The 21,201-nt window shown below is 39.2% G+C and carries 12 protein-coding genes; 6 read left to right on the top strand and 6 right to left on the bottom strand.

What is annotated here, in order from left to right; translation table 11 throughout:
* Window positions 1-94: 94 nt before the first annotated feature.
* Entirely contained in the window at window positions 95-1,276 is a 1,182-nt protein-coding gene (locus V7K62_RS21295; RefSeq protein ID WP_334867533.1) for a CapA family protein, read from the top strand.
* A 292-nt stretch (window positions 1,277-1,568) separates the two neighbouring features.
* Here V7K62_RS21295 and V7K62_RS21290 read toward each other — a convergent pair whose 3' ends face one another.
* Together V7K62_RS21290 and rpiA are read right to left on the bottom strand one after the other, a co-directional pair.
* Window positions 1,569-3,191, bottom strand: coding sequence for a serine/threonine protein kinase (locus tag V7K62_RS21290; protein ID WP_334867531.1), 1,623 nt, complete (start codon window positions 3,189-3,191; stop codon window positions 1,569-1,571).
* Between the two features lie 321 nt (window positions 3,192-3,512).
* A complete protein-coding gene (rpiA, locus tag V7K62_RS21285) occupies window positions 3,513-4,223 on the bottom strand; it encodes a ribose-5-phosphate isomerase RpiA (protein ID WP_334867529.1) in 711 nt (236 codons plus the stop codon).
* Window positions 4,224-4,562: 339 nt separating this feature from the next.
* Between rpiA and V7K62_RS21280 the strand changes: the two genes are divergently transcribed.
* Complete coding sequence (locus tag V7K62_RS21280) at window positions 4,563-5,237, top strand: S-layer homology domain-containing protein (protein WP_334867527.1); 675 nt, start codon at window positions 4,563-4,565, stop codon at window positions 5,235-5,237.
* Window positions 5,238-5,267: 30 nt separating this feature from the next.
* Here V7K62_RS21280 and V7K62_RS21275 read toward each other — a convergent pair whose 3' ends face one another.
* The 3 genes from V7K62_RS21275 to V7K62_RS21265 all read right to left on the bottom strand — a co-directional run bounded on the left by V7K62_RS21275 (window position 5,268) and on the right by V7K62_RS21265 (window position 13,217).
* Window positions 5,268-6,485: a hypothetical protein gene (locus tag V7K62_RS21275; protein WP_334867525.1), complete on the bottom strand. Its 1,218-nt coding sequence runs from the start codon at window positions 6,483-6,485 to the stop codon at window positions 5,268-5,270.
* Window positions 6,486-6,958: 473 nt separating this feature from the next.
* Window positions 6,959-9,268: a hypothetical protein gene (locus V7K62_RS21270; RefSeq protein WP_334867523.1), complete on the bottom strand. Its 2,310-nt coding sequence runs from the start codon at window positions 9,266-9,268 to the stop codon at window positions 6,959-6,961.
* 1 nt (window position 9,269) lies between these two features.
* Complete coding sequence (locus V7K62_RS21265; protein WP_334867521.1) at window positions 9,270-13,217, bottom strand: hypothetical protein; 3,948 nt, start codon at window positions 13,215-13,217, stop codon at window positions 9,270-9,272.
* A gap of 433 nt (window positions 13,218-13,650) precedes the next feature.
* Here V7K62_RS21265 and V7K62_RS21260 point away from each other — a divergent pair, with 433 nt between their 5' ends.
* From V7K62_RS21260 to V7K62_RS21250, 3 genes are all read left to right on the top strand, one after another.
* Complete coding sequence (locus V7K62_RS21260; protein WP_334867519.1) at window positions 13,651-16,479, top strand: DUF3131 domain-containing protein; 2,829 nt, start codon at window positions 13,651-13,653, stop codon at window positions 16,477-16,479.
* Between the two features lie 206 nt (window positions 16,480-16,685).
* Window positions 16,686-18,680, top strand: coding sequence for a glycosyltransferase (locus V7K62_RS21255; protein ID WP_334867517.1), 1,995 nt, complete (start codon window positions 16,686-16,688; stop codon window positions 18,678-18,680).
* 188 nt (window positions 18,681-18,868) lie between these two features.
* A complete protein-coding gene (locus V7K62_RS21250; RefSeq protein WP_334867515.1) occupies window positions 18,869-19,195 on the top strand; it encodes an STAS domain-containing protein in 327 nt (108 codons plus the stop codon).
* A 42-nt stretch (window positions 19,196-19,237) separates the two neighbouring features.
* On the opposite strand, the gene V7K62_RS21245 is transcribed toward V7K62_RS21250, so the two are convergent.
* Entirely contained in the window at window positions 19,238-20,428 is a 1,191-nt protein-coding gene (locus V7K62_RS21245) for a SpoIIE family protein phosphatase (RefSeq protein ID WP_334867513.1), read from the bottom strand.
* A 150-nt stretch (window positions 20,429-20,578) separates the two neighbouring features.
* Between V7K62_RS21245 and V7K62_RS21240 the strand changes: the two genes are divergently transcribed.
* Complete coding sequence (locus V7K62_RS21240; protein ID WP_334867512.1) at window positions 20,579-21,007, top strand: ATP-binding protein; 429 nt, start codon at window positions 20,579-20,581, stop codon at window positions 21,005-21,007.
* The last annotated feature ends 194 nt before the right edge of the window (window positions 21,008-21,201 follow it).

Raw genomic sequence — 21,201 nt, 5'->3', positions numbered from 1 at the left:
TTACTTAGTCAAATATTTGCCGAAAAACACTAAAATATACACCGTTAGCACCGATTTTTGGGATAAACTAATGCCATCGTGTGAGGAGTGAACGATGGTAGATCGCAGCTTGGGGCGAGTACTCTCATTTAGTTTTATCAGCGTTTGTTTATATCTGGGTATTAGTATAGGAGTCATTATCCGGCTTGGGCAATCACAGCGATTAAACGCTGCTACTATGCCTACTAAGCCTGTGCGATTTCCATTAGCTATTCCTGAACTTACGCCATCAACAACACAACAACAAACCTTTCCCAATACTATTACCATCAAAGCTGTTGGAGATATTATTCCCGGCACTAATTTCCCTAACTATAGATTACCTCGCTTTCGAGATCAATTATTACCAAAGTCAGTGAGAACTCACTTACAAGGATCTGATATCTTGTTTGGTAATTTTGAAAGTAGCCTAACTAATTATCCCTATACTGCTAAAGATATTAGTCGAGGACAAGTCTTTGCCTTTCGCTCTCCACCTGCATACGCCCAGCTTTTTGCTGAAGCTGGTTTTAATGTGTTCAATATGGCAAATAACCATGCTATGGACTTCGGGCCGGTAGGGTTCAAAGATACAATGAAAAATCTTCAGGCTGTGGGCATTGCAACATTAGGTCATAAAAAGCAAATTCTTTATTTGGAAGCTAACAATATCCCCGTGGCAATGATCGGATTTTCTCCTTATGAAATGTATAATTCTATCCATAATTTAGGAGCAGCTAAAGCACTCGTGGCAGAAGCCAAAAATAAAGCCAACATTGTAGTAGTATCGATGCACGCTGGAGCGGAAGGAACGGGGGCACTACACGTTAAAAATCAAACAGAGTTTTTTTATGGAGAAAACCGAGGTAATGCGATCGCGTTTGCTCGAAACATGATTGATGCAGGAGCAGACTTAGTATTAGGACATGGGCCTCACGTTCCGAGAGCGATGGAAATTTATCAGGGAAAAATCATTGCCTATTCTTTAGGAAACTTTTTGGGATATCGGACTTTATCTACAAATGCCCAAACAGGTGACTCAATGATTTTAGAAGTCAAACTCAACTCAGCAGGAGATTTGGTATCAAGTAAAATTATTCCGGTTCGGATGGATCGGCAGGGAATCCCTCATATCGATCAGAGTTTTCAGACTATAAGACTTATGCGTTATTTGAATAATCAAGCTTTTCCCAAGAATCCGGTGAAGATTAATCAGAAGGGGGAAGTTGTTGTACAGAATAGGCTTGATCCTTCCTAAAATAATTCGTAATTCGTAAGTAGGTAGGCACGAATTAATCTAACTATGTAACAAAATGTAAAACCGTCAAAGTCCTTGTGATTGCAACTCTTGGAGACCGGAGGCGAACGTTACACTCCGTTTCACTCGCAATGACATACTTGTAAATTTTCCCACCTACTTACTTAATACTCGCCATTCGCGTAGCGTCTCGTAAAGAAGGCGAGAAGCAAGCTACGTAATTTGTAATTTGTTAATCGGAGTCAGGGTGGTGGTGGACTCACCACGCTGCTTTACCAAAATCCAAAATTGACTAGTTATTGTCATCTTGCGGCTTTTCCTCCAGCTTCTGAATATTCTGGGGTTGACTATTAGTCGATGAATTTTGCTTTTCCAGTGTTGGTACTACTACAGCAGAAGGATCTGATTGTTTGGATTCCGTTGGTGGTGCTGCTGGTATAAGTACAGGTTTTGATGGACTTACAGGTTGAGGGGAGGCAGGATTTTGACTAGAAGCGGGTAAGTTATTTTGTGGGAATGGCAATGGTGCGGGGGAAGCATTTCGAGATGAGCGGATTGCCCGTAGTTTCTCCACTAAGGAGGGTGTGGGGGAAACGCTAGGTGAAGGTGTGGATTGCTCGGAATCGCCGCGTTGTGATTCTCCTGTAGGTTTGGGGCTGGTAGATTCTTCTTGGGAAGAACGACGATTGCGGCGACGCTGCTTGGAATTAGAGACGGGTGCTGATTCGGTTCTTGAGGTAGTGTTAGTCTCTTCAGATCCGGGTGAAGATGTACTATCGAAGTTAGGTACTTTCGTGCCTGTTTCTTGAGTTGGCTGTTCAAAAAGCGGCTTTGCGGTTGGCTGCTGCTGAGATTTGGGTAATATGCTCGTGATCCCAAAACCTGCTGTAGCAGCAACTAGGGCTACACCTATACCAATAAGTACCTGAGATGACCCCAGCTTTTTAGCCAGTACAGTTTCTTTAGCAATGCCTGGCTGCGCCAACACAGATGGTCTATGAATAGAATTTTGGGCAGTTTTCCCAATTACAGTTGCTGCTTGCTGGGCAGATAAATTGACAGTTGGCACTGCGTAAGTGGGTAAGACTTGCGGTGTTCCATTCATCCCATTTCCAGGTAGCAATTGCAGCCACTCAGCAACTGTCGCTGGCCGAAAACGAGACTCTACCGCCATACCGCGCATTACCGCCTGGTTGACAGCAGCACTCAAGTGTGGTTGCAGTTCGCGGGGGGAAGGCATTTGTTCGCGATCGCGCAATAATGCTGGCATGGGAACTTGGGCTGTCAACAGTGCATACAAGGTTGCTGCTAAACCATAAACATCCGTGGCGGGTGTGCGCGGCGCTTGCGTCATATACTGCTCAATGGGAGAATAGCCTTCAGAAACCAGACCTGTGTGAGTCTGCCTGACACCGCCATTAAATTCCCTGGCAATGCCAAAATCAATTAGTATTACTTCCTGCGTTCCCAGGCGAAGAATGATATTATCTGGTTTGACATCGCGGTGTAACAAACCGTTGTTGTGTACTACCTGCAACGCGGCCCCAATTTGCCGGATGTAATGAATTGCTGTGGCTTCAGGCAAAGTTATCCCTGGTAATACAAATGCGTCTCCCAAGGTTTCGCCAGCAATGTATTCCATCACCATATAAGGCAGTCCAGCTTCCACAAAAAAGTCACTAACTCGGACTATATTTGGGTGAATACACGTAGCCAGTCGTCTGGCTTCATCTTGGAATTGACCCTCGAATTTGGCAAAATCAGGATGTTGTCGCAGCCGTTCATTGATGGTTTTCATCACCACCTCCTGACCCAAGTATTGATGCGTAGCTTTAAAGGTAATGCCAAAGCCACCCCGCCCTATTTCTTGAATTAGGGTATATTTTCCATCCTGCAAAATTGTGCCTGCTAACATAAAGAGTCCTGAGTCCTGAGTGAGCAGATAAGTAGCGAGTCCTGAGTTTTGAGGGATTTCCCAAAAATTTTCCCATATTTTTATCGGGCAGGGTTCTTGCCTGTCTATCTTACGGGATGATTTAGTTATTGGAATTCCTGAAGTGAGAAAGACCTCCCCACGATCGCAACAGTTTTATCTTTCTCAGATGATAGCGCGGGAGTGCGGCAAGCCTAAAGCGGAAGATGGGCTAAAGCTATTTTTTAGGTTTTATAAAAAGTAACATTGCTTAATTTTGGATTTTAGAGACATCTAAAATCCAAAATCTAAAATCCAAAATTCTTACAGTTGTCGCACTAATGGCTGACCATCTTTGACTTCACCAATCAAAACTAAATCGACACAGTTAACGAAGATACCATTTTCCAGAACGCCGGGAATGTTATTTAATGTCTTTTCTAATCCGGCTGGATCTTCGATAGAGTCAAATCTAACATCTAAGACAAAGTTCCCTTGGTCAGTGATTACTGGCCCAGCTTTTTTTACACCCATGCGGAGTTCTGGTTTGCCACCGAGTTTTTTGATGGCATTGGTTACAGGAGTAATTGCCATTGGAATCACTTCCACAGGCACAGCGAAACTAGAACCTAAGCGGTCTACTAACTTGCCACTGTCTACTACGACGATGAACTGTTCTGCCAGGTAGTCTACGACTTTTTCGCGGGTATGTGCTGCACCACCGCCTTTAATCAAATTCTTCTGCGGATCGACTTCATCTGCGCCATCAATGGCAATATCGATGTGGTCGATAGCATCCAAGGTGGCGAGAGGGATACCATACTGCTTCGCCAGCACTTCTGACTGAAACGAGGTAGGTATACCAATGATATCTTTGAGTTCACCAGACTTGAGGCGATCGCCTAAATACTGAATCGTATATGCTGTAGTTGACCCCGTACCCAACCCCACAATGGAACCCGACTTTACCAGGGCTGCGGCGGCTTTGCCAACTTCTTGCTTCATCAACTTTACGGGATCTGCTGCTGCTGTCATTGCCAAAACTCCTGAAAAACTGACTATAGTCCATAGTAGTGGGCAGATAACGCCAAAAGATAAAAGGTAAAAAACAAGTTTTTGCTGATTTCTACTTCCTTGATTAGGAACTTACAAAAAATAAAACATCCTAGTGTCCGGAACAGAGGAGATGACTAACGTAAAGATTCTGAACACAGTCCTAATTTTTAAAGCTACACGCTACGTAGCGGGAGCAACATTGCCCAGCCTAAATTCGTCACTAACTGAGTTAGAAGTTATTAGGAACCCCAAATTTGGCGTTAACCTCAGTAACGTAGTTTTTTTAATTCACGTTAGCAGCTAAAAGTGGTTATGGTGATGCGTCAGCTTTCAATTACTTTATCTTTAGTGGCACTACTACAAAGCTTGCCAGCAATTGCTCAAGCACCAGAAACTACTTCTGGAATACCAGATGATTCCATTCAACAGGTAACTGCTGTCAAATGGATGACAAACTTTCCTGATGGTAAGTTTTATCCAGAAAGGTTACTGAGTCGGGCAGAATTAGCGTCGATTATGGTAAAGGCATTTCGCCTAGATAAAAGAGAAGCTGTTACCAAAGAAAATTTAACTGTTCCAGATGTTCCTCGTTCTTATTGGGCATTTAATGATATACAGACAGTCTTAAAAACTGACATCATGAAAGGCTATCGGGGTAATGAATTCTTCCCTAACCAAAAAGTGACAAGGGCAGAAGCTCTGGCTATTTTTGCCCAGGCTTATGGTGTATTTCAGTTTCCTGATGCCGCTGTGAATGAGATTCTGGCTTCACATCCAGATCAAAAGTCTATCCCAGCTTGGGCTAGAAAAGCGATCGCAACAGTAGCTACTGAGGGATTTCTGAACACAGATGCTCAAGGCAATATTTCCCCATTAAAACCCGTTACCCGTGGGGATATGGCTTATGTATTGAGTAAATATTTGCAACGACAACAGCGACAACCCGAAACACCAGAAGTTCCGGTTATTCCAAATAGCCCACAATCACCTTAGCTAGACTTTATCTAGCCAACGCGCTTAAAATCACCTTTGACCTCGATCTATATACTTGTCTCGAAGTTGACGAAGATATAAGGAATTAGACTGTGTTGGTTGCTGCAACACATTATTCCCATAATTAGATTGTGGTGGTTGCGTCGGTTGTTGCAACCCATAATTCCCATAATTAGATTGTGGTGGTTGCGTCGGTTGCTGCAACCCATAATTCCCATAAATAGATTGTGGTGGTTGCGTCGGTTGCTGCAACCCATAATTCCCATATCCCGCAGGGTTTATGGGTGTGACAACACTTTGACTCGGACTCTGGCTAGAGTAAGGTGCAATATTACTTGGTGCGACAGAGGTAGCAGGGGGCGTCACTGGTGCGACATTAGGCACTACTTGACCGTTATTTAAATTATTGTAGGGATTTTGCGGTAAGTTCGTACCCGTTGACGTGTAGCCTGTCCCAGAAGTTAACCCAGTACTTGGTAGATAATTCTGACTGGGTAAGCTGTTAATGGGTGGCATTAGCGTTGTTGCTGGGTCAGAGACTTGGCCTAAGACATTTGGCTGAGTTGCAGTGATACCATTAAAGCTAGACAATTTCTGATTTGTCGATTGGTTGAGCGCTGCTTGCAGAGGGCTGATAGAGAGAGAATTTTGATTCTTGTTGGTTTGATTAGTGAATCCAATACCCAAGCTAGAGGATGTTTGTTCGCCCCCTGTTGGTTCAGACGCCGCATCTAAGGTCTTAAGACCTAGAAACTGGTTGCTACTATCAACCGTTCCACCACGCAATAAATTTTCTGTTTGTACGACAAAGGGATTTTTAGCAGCTGGGGAGGTGTCGCCGTTAACGCCTAAACCAGGATTTAATTTGGTATCAGTAGCAGACTTTTGTTTGTTAATTACATCCTCTAATAAGCCTTTGCTCTTTTTTGTCTGAGTCTTTTCTTTAGGCGCATTTGCCGTTAGTGAGAGAGTTGCTTCCTCAAAGTCATTAAATAAAACTGGCAGGTTATCAATATCTGCCGCAATAGCTTTGTTTTCTTCTGACAGGGAGGAATCAGCAGATTTTTGTAAAACGACTGGTTTTTTTTGCTCATAAACGAAAATATCTGGGTTTGACCAGTATTTCCAGATTACTAACCCTACTACAGATAAAAAAATTGCAGTTCCCCAAAAACCAGGCCGCCCTAGATTCCATAACCTGGCTTTGAGATAGCGTAAGTAGGCGGGAGGATAATGACGATGTGGCATGGGATTGGTAATTGAGATTTACTATAAATTGGTAAAATTTGACGGAAGAAGCATTGCTGTTTGATGCTTTGATTGCCTGGGAAGGAAACGTCTCAACTAAAGTTTGATTGTGATTTCATCGTAACTTCTCAAAAAATTATTAGTCACAAGTAAGTCAAAAATTTACTAATCACTATTTTAAACTAAACCGTTTAGTCTAATATGAGGATTCTTAGCTGCGATCGCTCCAACACCCATTTTCGCTATCTTGATTTTCTACAGGACTAAGACTAACAACTCATCGATGGTGCTTACCGAAGAATGGATAGCTACTGCGATATCTACAATATTAGACATCTCCATAAATTAGGTTTTCACCTAGACAGGATAAGGGTTTGAGATTCTTTTTCGGAGATGTCTATTAACCTTGGGCAGCAGAGGTGGCATCTCTGCGGTAGAAATATTTGAAATGATATTCAACATAAGACTATTTCTCAATTTTCAATTAATACCTTCGCAACTTTTTGTAGCAAGGATGATTGACTATTATCACTGATCTTTAAAATATTTTGAGTTAGTGTACTAAAATGTAAAGCTGTGATGGGATGCTCGATAAGTTCAGATGTCTGAATTTCAGTTTCGGAATATGTCTTCCCAATCAAATGATAGACTCTAAACCCTCTTTTAATAGAGCTATCAATACTTTTGGCGGGCGGAACATAATATTGAATAAATGTTGCGTTATCCAAATCAAAACATATCATATTTTGTATTCTGTTAATGGGTTTAATCTCACCGTTATAATACGACACCAAAGGGAATAATCTACTACTATTTTCATCTTTAATTTCTCGATTAATTTTTAGTTTTCCATTTTCCATATCTTCAACAATACCATTTCGTCCAATTAAAGTTGGTGTATACAAATCATTTGTATAACAATTAATGTATAACTGCTCGGATTCATCTACAAAATATTGTTGATCGTTAATTAATTTTTCTGATTTGTTTTTTTGTCTTCTTAAAAATCGGAATTTATCTTCGATCTGTTTCATCTCGCGTATTACATTTTTGATATATATGCAACCCTCTTTATATAAGAATTCTACTGCTACCGCTTTAGCTTCCTTTTTTCGCGGGCTACGCACATATATAGTAAAGAATTGTTTTTCAGTAAATGATTGAGGAGTAATAGACAAGCCAAAGTTGGGATTTACAAGACTTTCCCTGATCCAGTTCTTAATTCCCAGTTCAATCAAGACTTTCTGAAATTTAGGTGAAATCTTTATCTTGTATCTCTCGCGGAAATCTTCCCATTGTTTACTATCTTCTTGTCCTCTTAGATAGCAGGAAATAGAACCTTCGACATCCAAGAATTTCCCATCTGTAAAACCCTGCGTATCCAGGCGCAGAATATCTAGATCAATTTTTGTATAATTGAGAACCGACCAAGAAGAAGATTTTACATTTCCAACAGCCCTAAAATCTGATATATTTATCCCCTGCGTGCTAAAAAACTCTCCTGTCTCCAAATAGTTAAATCTTTTCTTTAACTGTGAATAGAAATCAACTTTCTCTCTATTATCTATTTTTGTTGATGGATACCAGAGTTTATCATTTCTCTGGTAAGCCATTGAACCCGCTTCTTCCTCCAAATCTTTATTGAGAACTAAATAGTTTTTTCCCTTATCCAGTTCAATCTCTAACCAGGGAACAACTTCAGTAATTCTCCAGCAAGCATCGTCCTCACCCTCAACTTCTACTTTTTCATAGGTACTAACAGTTTTCCCAGAATTATAAAATGTGAGAGGAGATACGCCTTGATGTTTCAGAAAATTTTTCAGAAATTGTTGGTCATCTTCAATCAGATCAACTCCAGTATTGTTAATAATCTCTAATGATTCTACAGATTCTATATTTTTGATAAAAGGGTTTTCTAAGTAGTGGTCAGCCTGAAGATGAAGGGGTTTAAAGTCAATACCACACTCACTTAAAAAATCCTCAAGTTTTGTCATAAGGTTTTGGTAATGATAAACCTGAGTCTTTTTTAAATTGTCATAATCTTTGCTATCTTTAGGAAATTGCATAAAATAAATAGGATTTTTACGGCGAGCATCGAGGTCACGTTCAAAGTAGTAGTTCTTCTTGTTATAAACTAACAACTCCTCTAGCTCGTCACTATCTATGGTACTGTACTGGTCTTCTGGTAAGAATATTCGGCTTTTTCTAGATAAGGTTAATGTTAGTACATCATGATGATTGTATTTGATTAACAAATTCTGTCCCCACACCACAAGAGCGTTTTTCGATTTGGTTAGATTTTTGGAATGAACTAAGAGTAATTCTTCAAAACCATTCATTGTCTCAACAGATAAACCTTGAGAAAGAATATAAAACTTAAAAACCAAATTTAAAATTATTTCTCGATTATTGGGAAATAATTGTTTCCATCCAGAATGGCTTTTATTAGGGGATAAAAAGAACACATACTTTTTCTTATCAGCGTATGAAATGAAGTACTGAATCTCTGAATCTTCCCGTGTTTCGCCATATTCAGAAAGCCGTTCTTGGATCTGATTTTTAATTAATCTATGCTGTTTCTTATAGAAAGTAGCTCGTGAATCCTCATCTTCGGAATACTTATCTTCAGTAGGCTGATATTCAAGAACAAAATGGTCAATTCCTTTGCCACTTTTAAAAAGATATTGGACAAGCTTTTCAGCAACATCTTCTAGTTTATCTAATATCTCTAGCTGATTTGTTCGTGATTTATCTGATAATGCTTTAGTCATTTTATCTTTCATTTTATTTCTCCTTGGAGAACAAAAAGTCTTTGAGTATATTGGATTCAACGGGGAAACTTTGGCTATCAAAGTAAATCAAATTTCCAGAAAATAATGTTGGTGAGTATTGGTGACTTTTTTCTTGGGTTGCGTGCAAATTTAGAAGTAACCCTCTCACGGCGCTAAATTTTGGATAATCTGAAAGAATGGCATTTAGCTTATTTTGGCTTTTTTCCAGTGTTTTGTTTGAAAGGCGATTTCCCGAAGCTATACTCCATGCCTTAACATCAATACAAAATAGCGTATTGTCCTTGATATAGTACAAATCAAACCGCTCATACAGCTTGTTATATTTTTTGAAATCTAGCAATTGCTCAAAACCATAAATGATTTTTATGGCTTTCCACTCCTTGCCTTTGAAAACTACATCTTTAATCCAGCATTCTGTAAAATTTTCAGTTAGTGATGGGTACAACACATCGTAAAAAAAATGTGGACGCGGAATATAAGTATTAAAAATTTCTGGTTGTGGAATCAACTTGTTGTATAATTTGTAGATTAAATCAGTCGAAGGATCTAGCGATCCAATTTCATTGCCTTCCAAGTCATAGCCTTGGGCATTTGTTTTTAGATATTCAGGATATAACCGCTTCTGGTAAGGATAGATTTTTTCACCATTGATGCTATCGCTGATAATCTGGAACTTTTTGCCATCTTCCTCCTCTGAAGCTGAATATGGGGTAAACTCAGGTTGTTCCGGGTTGTGATAAAATAATGACTCAATAAAATCATCAGGAAATAGTTTTAACTCTCGTAACTTTTTCAGATACCTGTCTGGCTCTTTAAAAACAACTGGATCGCGTAAAGTATCCCACATTTTTGTGATGGCAAAGGCGTTTTTATCTTGGTGAAAATTATGAATCTCATCTAACATTTTTTCTCTAAAAGTTTGGAAATGCAGAGAAGCATTAGTCTCATGATAGACATGCTCATCATAATCATTAATCGCTCGTTTCTTCTCTTCCTCTTGAACACTTAAGTAAACTTTGTGGTTGTTAACGGAAAATTTACGAATTTCATTGGACTCTTCCTGCTCCAGGTATCTGTAAAAATTCACTAAATTTTTTCCGGTTTCTTGATTAACGAAAATTTTTACCACTTGGTTTGGAAAATCACGTCTCTCAGACCTACCGATAGCCTGTAAAATTTGTTTGCCTAATAAAATTTGGTGTTGCTGCTCTCGAAATGCTCCAGCTTCCGGTTGGCTCAGGTATTTGTTGAAATCTTTGATTTCAATATTAGATTCACCCAAATTTACAATACTTTTCATCAATGCAAAATGGTAAAGTGTAGTAGATTTTTCATAATCTATTGACTTCTTCTGTGACGGTTTCATTACTGTATAATAACTGTCCATTAACAAAACCAAAGAGTCGAAATCTTTTTCATCACCGTTATGGTTCCTTATGATAGGATTTAATCCTTTGGAAGCTGACTGATAAGCCGATATAAAGAAAATCTTCTGCCCTTCTTCTTCAACAAGCTCATCCAAATATGTTTTCTGAGTTGTTTTATCGGAGTAAAGACTATTGAAGGATGCTTCATATAAAATGAGTTTAATACAAATATTACTCTGATATTTTTGATGCTTCACCTGGACATAATATATGTTTGGGTGTTCTGATGATGCCTTAAATAGAAAGTTAGCAGAATGAACTGTCTTCCAATAATTTATCAAGCTTTTAATCCAGCGTAGAGTTTGAGTAAAAGCAATTGTTTCTTGAATTGAGTCATCTTCAAAAAGGTAAAAGAAGAAACGAATAAAATTGTTTAGTTCTTGTATCTTGTAATTACTAAACCAAGTACCATTATTCTTAGAAGAATCGATAAAGTCTTTTAAAATCTTTTTTTCAAATCGTTCTGTAACTTCTTTAGTTTCGTTGTTTGGGAAAGATGATAAATCTTCGTTGAAAAAATTTACTGTAATCTGTCGCTTTGCCTCACGCTGATCTCTGATTTCTTCACAAAGCAAGATTTCTTCTTCAACCATTGTCTTGAAGGAACTTTGACCAGATTCATTACGCAAATTGTCTTCTAAATAACGCATATCATAACTTGTGCTTAAATCCCCCAGAATTCCCCCAGTTGCTGAAATAATAAAAATCACATTGCTGTTATTATTTAACATGGAATTTATCTTGTGTTCAGGCGAAGTCAATATAGCAGTACTACCAATAGAAACTTCTCTAAGTTGGTCAGCAATCAGATTATTTTTGGGATTTTGATAACGAGAAATTTCTTTAATATTTATAATAGACTTATAACTTTCATAGACATAGGCACGGTTTAAGTATTTGAGCAGTTGATTTTGCGATATGCTTTCTTCACTCGCTTTTTGGACTCTGGCTATCTGTTTTGACCAAATATCTAAAGAACGGGATTGAGAATCTTCAGCATCCAAGACATTAGCCAGAAAATCTTTGATGGGTTTGATTTGCGATCGAACAGCCAGAATGGCATAAATTAGTTCTGCTACAGAGGTATTATCTGAAACTTTTTCCTCAGTGATACGAACGTGCCCACCGGAAGGTCTGGTTAAAAATAATTTTTTTAGAGGTTCGATGTTGTAGATGTATAGGTTGTTATATGAAAAAATATTCATCAACTCATCACTGATTTTGTTGTAAAGCTTCTGAGGAATCAACAAACTTCTATTATTCTCGAATTTTGAAAAAACTCTGGATAACATTTCAAAATACAATACAATGGGATTCTCTTCATCATAATCATCAAAAATCCCAATAATTTCTTTCAGTGAGTTTTCAAGTCCTTTTTTAATCGTTATTACCTGTTCCAAAAAATTGATAGAGTTACCTTCATCAAAAATAAGCTTTTGATATATGTCTGCATACTTTTGCAGTTTTACTTCAAGAGGTTTGCCTTTTTCAAAGTGTTCTTTAAATTCGTGTAAAGCTCCCTTATTTTTCTCAATAAAATTTAGGAATTCTCTGTTTTCATTGTTTTGGGTTGAAAAGATAATAGAAAATTCCCTATTGATAGATGAGAGTGCATTATTGATTGCCAGCATTTGAGGGGAGATGATATCAATCTTCTTGTCTAGCATAATTTGATAGCCATCTTCCTGCTCATCAAAGGCAAGGATAAACTTTACGGAGTTGGTTGTTTCCTGAATAACGTATTTATCAAGATGGCTGCTTTTCTTTACCCATGTTTTCTCATTATGCTTAAAGTATGGAATAGACGTTTCAAATTTATCATAAGTTAGCATCAAAATACCAGATTTCTCTCGCAGAAGATGCAGTGGAAAAAATATTTCAATCAACTTTAAACATTCATTTGGCCAACTTCCTTGATCCAATTTACATTTAATGAGGAATTCTAAAAAACTTTCAAATAAATTATTCAGTTCACGTTTTGCTTTCTTCTCCTCAGAATCATTAAATTTATCATCCCCAAAACCTGTTTTTTTGACGAATTCAAGGCGGTTTATGACATCTTTTATTTTCTCAAGTTTTTGACGGCTTTCCTGAACCTTTTCATGAGGATATACTTTTGAATCGATCTTCCAGAAAGTTTTGTTGTTGAGGATTGAAGGTATCCATTGTTTGTATAATTTGATGAACTCATCCGTCGTTTTCATTTCTAATGAATTTAGTTTATAGACGGGAATATCTGGGTATTGGCTTGCAACTGGAGTTGGAACACATAAATGTTCTCTCAATGGGGCAACATATATGCCGATTATTTGAATATTTGGATGATCTTCAATCGTTTTATATATTGCTTGAAACAATTGATGAGTCTTTCCTGAACCTGTACCATAATTGATGAGTTTGAGTTGGGAACGGTTTTCTCGAAAACTATCTTCAATTGTTGTAAGGTAGGAATTAAGAATTTTGGAACGAGCTGATTCTAACTGCTGGCTAGGAGAGTCTTTTTGCTTGTGCATTACATGCCATCACTTTATCTTGGGTAAGTACATAAAACCCCTGAGCTTGGTTGACTGACAAATCTTTAGCCAAGGGCAGTTGAAATCGCTGTTATCAAGGCAAAGTCGGTCTGCACCGACTATATTTGTATAACTCTTATTAAATGCTAGAATTATACCAAAAATTGCCTGTTTATTTACCCAATTCGTCATATATATAGAAAGAAATTTTCTCTATAAAATCTCTTTTTGGGCAAAATACAAACTTCTTCCGTATACAGACCCAGTTTAAGGAAACAGTATAGAAAATTTCCGTATAATTCACCCTGATTTCCAGAATTTTTCCGAATATCATTTACTAGCGCTACTTGACTCATTCAATACATCTCTATTTATGAATATAGCTGTACAGATGTGATATGACGTTGCTAAGTCCTAACTCTTTCTTTGAATTATGATATACAAACTACCTCAACAAAAGCTGTTGAGATGGATTGCATTGTTCCTAATTGGAACATTTCTGCAATTTTTGTTTTACATCCCGACACCAGTCTTATCCCAAAATTCTAATAGCTGTAGCAATATTACAACCCCGCTCACATCTGAAGAACAAACTTATGCTCGTGCGGCTTGGCAGTATTTTGTCAAAAATTATCAGCCAGCAACGGGATTTACCAATTCTACTGGGGGTTATCCTTCAGGTACACTCTGGGATATGGGTAACTACCTGATGGCATTGAATGCTGCACGCTGGTTGAATCTTACCGATCAAGCAGACTTTGATAACCGCCTCAATAAGTTTTTGACGACTCTTAGCAGTCTGAAGTTATTTGAAGATGCCTTACCAAATAAAGTCTATAATGCAGCCACCGCACAGATGGTTGATTATGGTAACAATCCGGTGGAGCGTGGTCTTGGCTGGTCTGCTTTGGATGTTGGGCGAATATTGGCTGCGTTTGATGTCATCCGTACCTGTCATCCTCAATATAATGACTGGCTCAAAGGAATTATAGCAAAGTGGCAGGTGGCGCGATCGCTCAAAGATGGACAACTTTTTGGCGCTACTGTTCTCCCTGACAACAAAACGTTACTAGTCCAAGAAGGACGACTCGGCTACGAAGAATACGGCGCTAGAGGTTATCAACTTTGGGGTTTCTCAGCACCCAAGGCTATTGCTTTAGAACCGTTTAAGTTAGTTGAAATTAATGGTGTGCAAATTCCTGTTGATACCCGTGACTTTCAAAGCACCAACGCTAATAATTATGTTGTTAGCGAGTCTTATATCCTTGAGGGGATTGAATTTGGCTTGCAAGGTGAGTTAGCTGATTTTGCTGCCAGGGTTTTAGATGTGCAAAAACGGCGTTTTGATACCACAGGTCAGTTGACTGCGGTAACAGAAGATAATATTGACCAAGTGCCTTATTTTCTTTACAACACCGTCTACGCCAACGGTGCAAACTGGGCAACAATCACGGATACCAATCAACCTTATCCACAGTTTCGCAGCATCAGTACAAAAGCTGCTTTTGGCTGGCACTATCTATTTCCAGATAATGCTTATGCCCAAAAGGTTTTTGATGCAGTTAAGGATCTCCGCAGTCCTGATGATAGCGGTTACTATGCTGGTATCTATGAAGAATCAAAACAACCCAATAAAGCTTTGACAGGTAATACTAATGGGTTAATTCTGGAGATTTTATACTACAAATCTAGGGGAAATCACCCTTTAATTGCTTCCACTTCTGCAAGTGTGTCTACTGGCAAGCCTAGTGCAAATGCTTCTTTAGCAACACCCTCAAATCAACCGAATTCTACTGGCAAGCCCAGTGCAAATGCTTCTTTAGCAACACCTGCAAATCAACCGAATTCTACTCCGATCGCAACCCCTGCGGAAAATTCTAAAGTTATAGAAGTGACCGTTGCACCTATTCCACCAGTAGATAGTCCCCAGCCATCATCTAACCTGAAACTAGATCGACCACTGACGCTTATTGAACGGCGCTATGCAGAGGCGGCTTGGCGATACTTTCAAGCAAATTATCACTCCAAGAGTGGGCTGATAGACGATCGCAGTGATTTCAAAGGTGCAACCCTCTGGGGATTGGGAGATTATCTCGCAGCACTCCATGCGGCGCGATCGCTCGATATAATTACCCCCAAAGAATTTGACGGGCGCACCCGCCATCTGTTAGCAGCCTTGACAAAGTTACCGTTATTTGCTGGGGAATTGCCGAGTCGGAGTTATGATACGCGATCGCTGCAACCAGTCGATTATGGTGGCAATCCAGTTCCAGAAGGAAACGGTTGGTCAGCTTTAGATTTAGGTAGAATGCTGGCAGCGCTTTACAACTTAAAAAGCTGTCATCCAGAATACACGGCTGCCGTAGATAAAATTGTACTGGATTGGTCATACTTGCGCGTAGTCCGTGAAGGTATTCTTTCTAGTGCTACCGTTACCAAAGAGCAAGAAGGGCGATATCTGACCCGCGTTAACCCAGAAATCCGCTTGGGTTATGAAGAATATGCAGCTCGTGCTTTTCAATTATGGGGGTTTAATGTTGAGCGTTCTGCTGTTGGGGGTGAATATGAAACTGTCTCAGTGGAGGGCTTGAAAGTCCCAATTCAACGCCATCGCACAGATACTAATTCCAAAGTTAACCAATACACAGTTAGCAATCCTTTTGTACTCTATGCACTGGAGTTTGGACTAGATCCACAAATGCGATCGCTCTTTGAACCAATTTTTCAAGCACAAGCTGAACGTTACCGTCGCACCGGCATCTTCACAGCCTCAGCCACCACCTTGATTGATCGTAAACCTTACACTGTCCATAGTACAATTACTGGACAAGGGGAGTCTTGGGTAGCTTTAGGAGATGACGGTCAACCAGTACCAAAGGGGCGATTAGTAAGTACAGCAGTAGCTTTTGCCTATAATGCCCTGCTTCCAGAAAATAAGTATAGTCAACAGTTACTGCAAGGAACGACTGACTTATATAATCCATTAGTTGGATTTTATGAGGGCTTCTACGAAACCACCGGCAAAACAGCAGTTGGTTTCACCAGCAGTACCAACAGTGTGATTTTGCAATCCTTACTATACAATGTGACAAATCGACAACCCTTAATTCGTCCAACTACCAATATGAACTCCCTTTGGTGGCAGACAGTTACCAAGGGAAATTCTGGGCGAGGTCTACCAAATACCGCCACACAACAAATCAAGTTAACTTCTGATAGTTCTGGAAGTTACTGGGTTTCAGATAGTAGGGGCAATTCATGAATTGCCCCTACTATCTGTAGTTTTGCATAAGTCCAATATCAAAATCCTTATAGAGACGTAGCAGTGCTACGTCTCTACATCCAGATTCATCGCTCAATTCAGCAACGCCAATTTTGGCTGGATCGAGAAAAGGTTGTTAGTCACAAATTTAACTAGGGAATACTTATTTTAATGGAGATACAGACACATTAACTATCGGTACTAAGATGACTTCAGTTTCTATTACAAACTTTTCTGGTAACAGCCGCTCATTGCTCAAAAAAAGAACGCTGTTATTTCGTTATCTAGCAGAAATAAATTTAATTTTTGGTATCTGGTATTTGCAATGGCGTATTACCCATTCGATCAATTTTGATGCCCTCTGGATTTCTATTCCTTTGCTGATAGCAGAGATATACAGTTATTTCGGTGGCGTAATGTTTGTAATTGGGTTATGGCGACCTTTAGTTAGACAAATTAAGTCTCTCGACCAGATGACCCCAACTATACCCAGAGCCGACTGGCCAACAGTGGATGTGTTTGTAACCTGTTACAATGAGCCACCGAAAATTGTCGAAGAAACTGCCAAAGCCGCCCTAGCAATGGATTATCCGCCAATAAAGTTACGCGTTTATGTGCTGGATGATGGTAACTCGGCTGATATGCGAGCGATGACAGAAAGATTGTGTATTGAAGATTTGCAGTCACCACAATTACAGCTAGAAGCGGAACGGATTGATGCAGAACATTCTTGTTTGTTGGAGCGTTTGAAGCAACTGGAAAATCTGACACCTAATACTCAAGCTGCTGAACAATGGCTGCAAACATCATCAGAATCACTGGTGAACCAGTCTGTGGCTGGATTTGTGCAAAGTTTGCGATCGCTTATTCTTTGGCTACCTCCGGTAGATTATACTATTAACGATTCTCCTCTTAAGACCCTAGGCGATCGCCTAATTATCGAACGGAAAGCCTTAGAAGAAGCTATTCGCAAAAAAGAACTGGAACTAGTTGAACTCGCTCGTTTTCGCTACATTGCTCGTCCTAAACCAGCTGGTGTACCCCACCACGCTAAAGCTGGGAACCTCAATTACGCGATTTTTTCTGGAGAAACTTCAGGACAGTTTATTCTTACCCTAGATGCTGACCATATTCCCAAGCCCCAATTTATCAAACGAGTTTTACCTTATTTTTATACATTTAATCTTTTCATAGGGAAATACGACCATAATGAAATTGCTTTTGTCCAGACTCGCCAGGATTTTTATAATATTCCTCCGGGCGATCCTTTTGGACATCGAGCAAATTTATTTTATGGGCCACTTCAACAAGGCAAAGATGGCATGAATGCTGCATTCTACACGGGTACTAATGCGATTCTCAGACGGGAAGCATTGATTAGTGTTGGACTACAACATTTTGCTGATGAGTTTGCCAAAGATGAAAAACGTTTAGATGAATTTCAATTAATTGGTGGCTTATCCAGTAACAGTATTACAGAAGATATGAATACAGCAATGCGTCTGCATGGTGCTGGATGGAAATCTATTTATCACAATGAACTTCTAGCAGAAGGTTTAGCACCAGATGACCTGAGTTCTACTCTTAAACAGCGACTACGTTGGGCACAAGGAACCATCCAAGTGCTACTAAGAGAAAATCCGCTCACAAAACCAGGGCTAAGTTTTTGGCAAAGGTTGCACTATTTTAAGACGATGTATAGCTATTTCTCTGGTTTTGCAACTTTGGTTTTTATTTGTTGTCCAATTATCTATTTTTTTACGGATATTGTTCCAGTTAAAACTTATGGGGCTGACTTTGCTATACACTTTTTACCAGCTTTTATTCTCAACCGTCTGACCTTTATAGCAGCTACTTGGGGCATTCCAGCAACAGAACTTTGGCGCTCTGAACAATATGCCATCGCCTTATTTCCCTTATTAATCCAAGCCGTATGGAGTGTATTCACAGGACAAAAAATCAATTTCCAAGTCACACCTAAGCAACGGCAATCTGGGATTTATCTCCGACTGGTTTGGCCACAGGTGGTTGTCTTTATCCTCACTATCCTGGGAATATTATGGAGCCTTTACCGCTTTGCAACAGGTTATCTGAATTATCCTGAAGTTCACCTAATTAATGGTGCATGGGCTATCTATAACTTATTACTTTTGTCGGCTATCGTCCGCGCATCTGTTTGGCAACCTCCAAAAGTGGACTAAGAGATAGGGTAATGGGTTGATGCTAGCTTTTTTACTGCGATAGCAAATAATAGTAATCAGCAAGTGGTAAACAAAAGCTAATTGCATACGCAACACTAAAGCATTGCTTTATCTATTGCAGTTTATATTAGGTAAATGCCAAAATATAAATACATAGTTTTCAAACCAAATAATCGGAAAATAAAACCATGAGTTTGAGGGTAAAAGTACTAGAAATGTCTGGAATCTTAGATGGTATTAGAGGTAATCAATTACGTCGAGAAGTTAGCGATATTCTGGCAAACGGAGCCGACATTTTGTTGATAGACATGAAAGAAGTAAAGTTTATTGATAGCTCTGGTTTAGGTGCTTTAGTATCAGCAATGCAAATGGTACGAATTGCTAATGGTAAACTGTTTGTTTGTTCTATAAGCGATCAAGTCAGGATGTTGTTTGAACTGACTAAAATGGATAGAATTTTTAAAACTTTTGCTGACCAAGATGAATTCAATCGCCAAGTATTGGCAACACAATAAGCTGTTAAGCAATCAAAAATTCAATATGCATATTTGACTATCCTAACCAAAGTTAACTTTTACTAAAGATAAGTCATCATCAAGATTACCTTGAGGATTTAAGGTGAGAATCTTCGCTAATAGTTGATTGAGATTACAGGTATCTTTCTGACTATATTTGGTGAGTAAGTCAATGAAAGCATCGATCCCCCAAATCTTACCATCTGACTGATTAATTTCATAAGCACCATCACTAAAGATGTATAAAGTGCTGTTTTGTTCGACCTGAAAAACAGCAGACTCAAATTCAACTTCAGGTAAAAAGCCAATTGGTAAATCTAAAGAAGTTAGCTGTTTAACTTCGATGTTGTTCATGGAGGTATTAGATAACAGTAAAGCTGGTGGATGTCCAGCGTTGGCATAAATGAGTTGACGTTTAAGGCGGTGATAAACTCCATACCAGATTGTAAAGTATTTATCACCGTGCTTGCTCATTTGGAAGGCATGATTGAGTGCTTTCAGGACTTCACTTGGTTGACAAAAGTTAGTGTTTGGTAGAGATTGCGATCGCAAAACATTCAACACCGATACCGATAGGAGGGCTGAACCCACCCCATGACCTGATACATCCAACAAATAAATTGCCAAATTATCTTCGTCAATCCAATGATGGTCGAAGCAATCACCCCCTAGCTGTGCTGAGGGAATAAACAGATTTTCTGTAGTTACTGCTCCTACAAGTGGTGAGGGTAAAAGCGATCGCACATAATCAGCAGCCTCAGACAATTCGGCTTCCAAAATTTGCTTTTGAGTTTGCAAATCCTGATTTAGTGTCTCTAAAGCTTGCTTTTGACTTTGTAAATCCTGGTTTAGTTGGTGTAATCTTAGTCCTGCTCTTACTCGTGCTTTCAATTCATTCATCTCTATTGGTTTAGAGATAAACTCATCTGCTCCAGCGTCAAGTCCCCTAACTCTATCTTCCTCCTCTCCTCGAGCTGCTCCCCTAGCCGTCAATAGAATAAAAAAAGTAGTTGCCAAGTCTGGATCTGTTCTAATTCGACGACACACTTCTAGCCCATCTACCTGGGACATCATCCAGTCACAGATAATCAGAGCCGGATGTAGCAGTTGTGCTTGGATAATTCCTTCTTCGCCATTGCTAGCTACAGTAGTCTCATAACCCTGCCTTTGGAGTGTGCTTTTCAGCACTGCTCGTACTGTCGGGTCATCATCAATAACCAGAATTTTAAACATAAATTACAGTTTTCTAAGTAAAATGATCGGTAAATAGTTGCTTTAATTTAAGTTATATGCAATTTAGTTTTTAATGTATAGTAAAAATACTCAAATTAAATAAACTAATTAACGAATATGATGATTTCAAAATATTTTATTAGTTAAGAAGTGAATAAGAAAATTTATCTCAAAGTCAACACAGACCTGACAGCTTCACCTCAAGTTTTGTCTTGGTTCGAGCAGATGAATCAACCACCTATTCCCGATAAACAAACTTGGTGGCAATGTCAAACACTGATGATAGAAGGCTTTACTAATATTGTTGAACATGCCCACAAAAATTTACCTATTGAAACTCCGATTGAGATAGAAGCTGTGCGGTTAGATGAATACATAGAAATTCGCATCTGGTCTCAAGGCAAACCATTTAACTTAGAACAGCAATTGCGCCAAACATCTGAATTTGAGGATATCAATCAAGAGCGCGGGCGGGGTTTAAAAATCATGTCCGCCATTGCCGACAAATTGAGTTATGAGCCGACAGTAGATAATCGTTACTGTTTATTTATTAGTAAATCTTACAAAAAATGCCTATAATTCAGAGGATGTTTGCAAAGTATTGGGCGAATAGAATTCGCTACTACACAAAGCTTAGTCCACCTCCGTGGACTAATACAAAATCAAGAGTTTTTAACCCACGGAGGTGGATTTTGTCTGTATAGCCGCGACTTCTAGTCGCCCGGTGAGTAATAAATTCGACTTTTCAAACAACCTCTCAAAGTGGGGAGATA

Source organism: Nostoc sp. (assembly GCF_036917935.1).
Classification (GTDB): Bacteria; Cyanobacteriota; Cyanobacteriia; order Cyanobacteriales; family Nostocaceae; genus Nostoc.
Note: the sequence above shows the minus strand (reverse complement) of the source record. Positions and strands in the feature narration are given on the sequence as shown.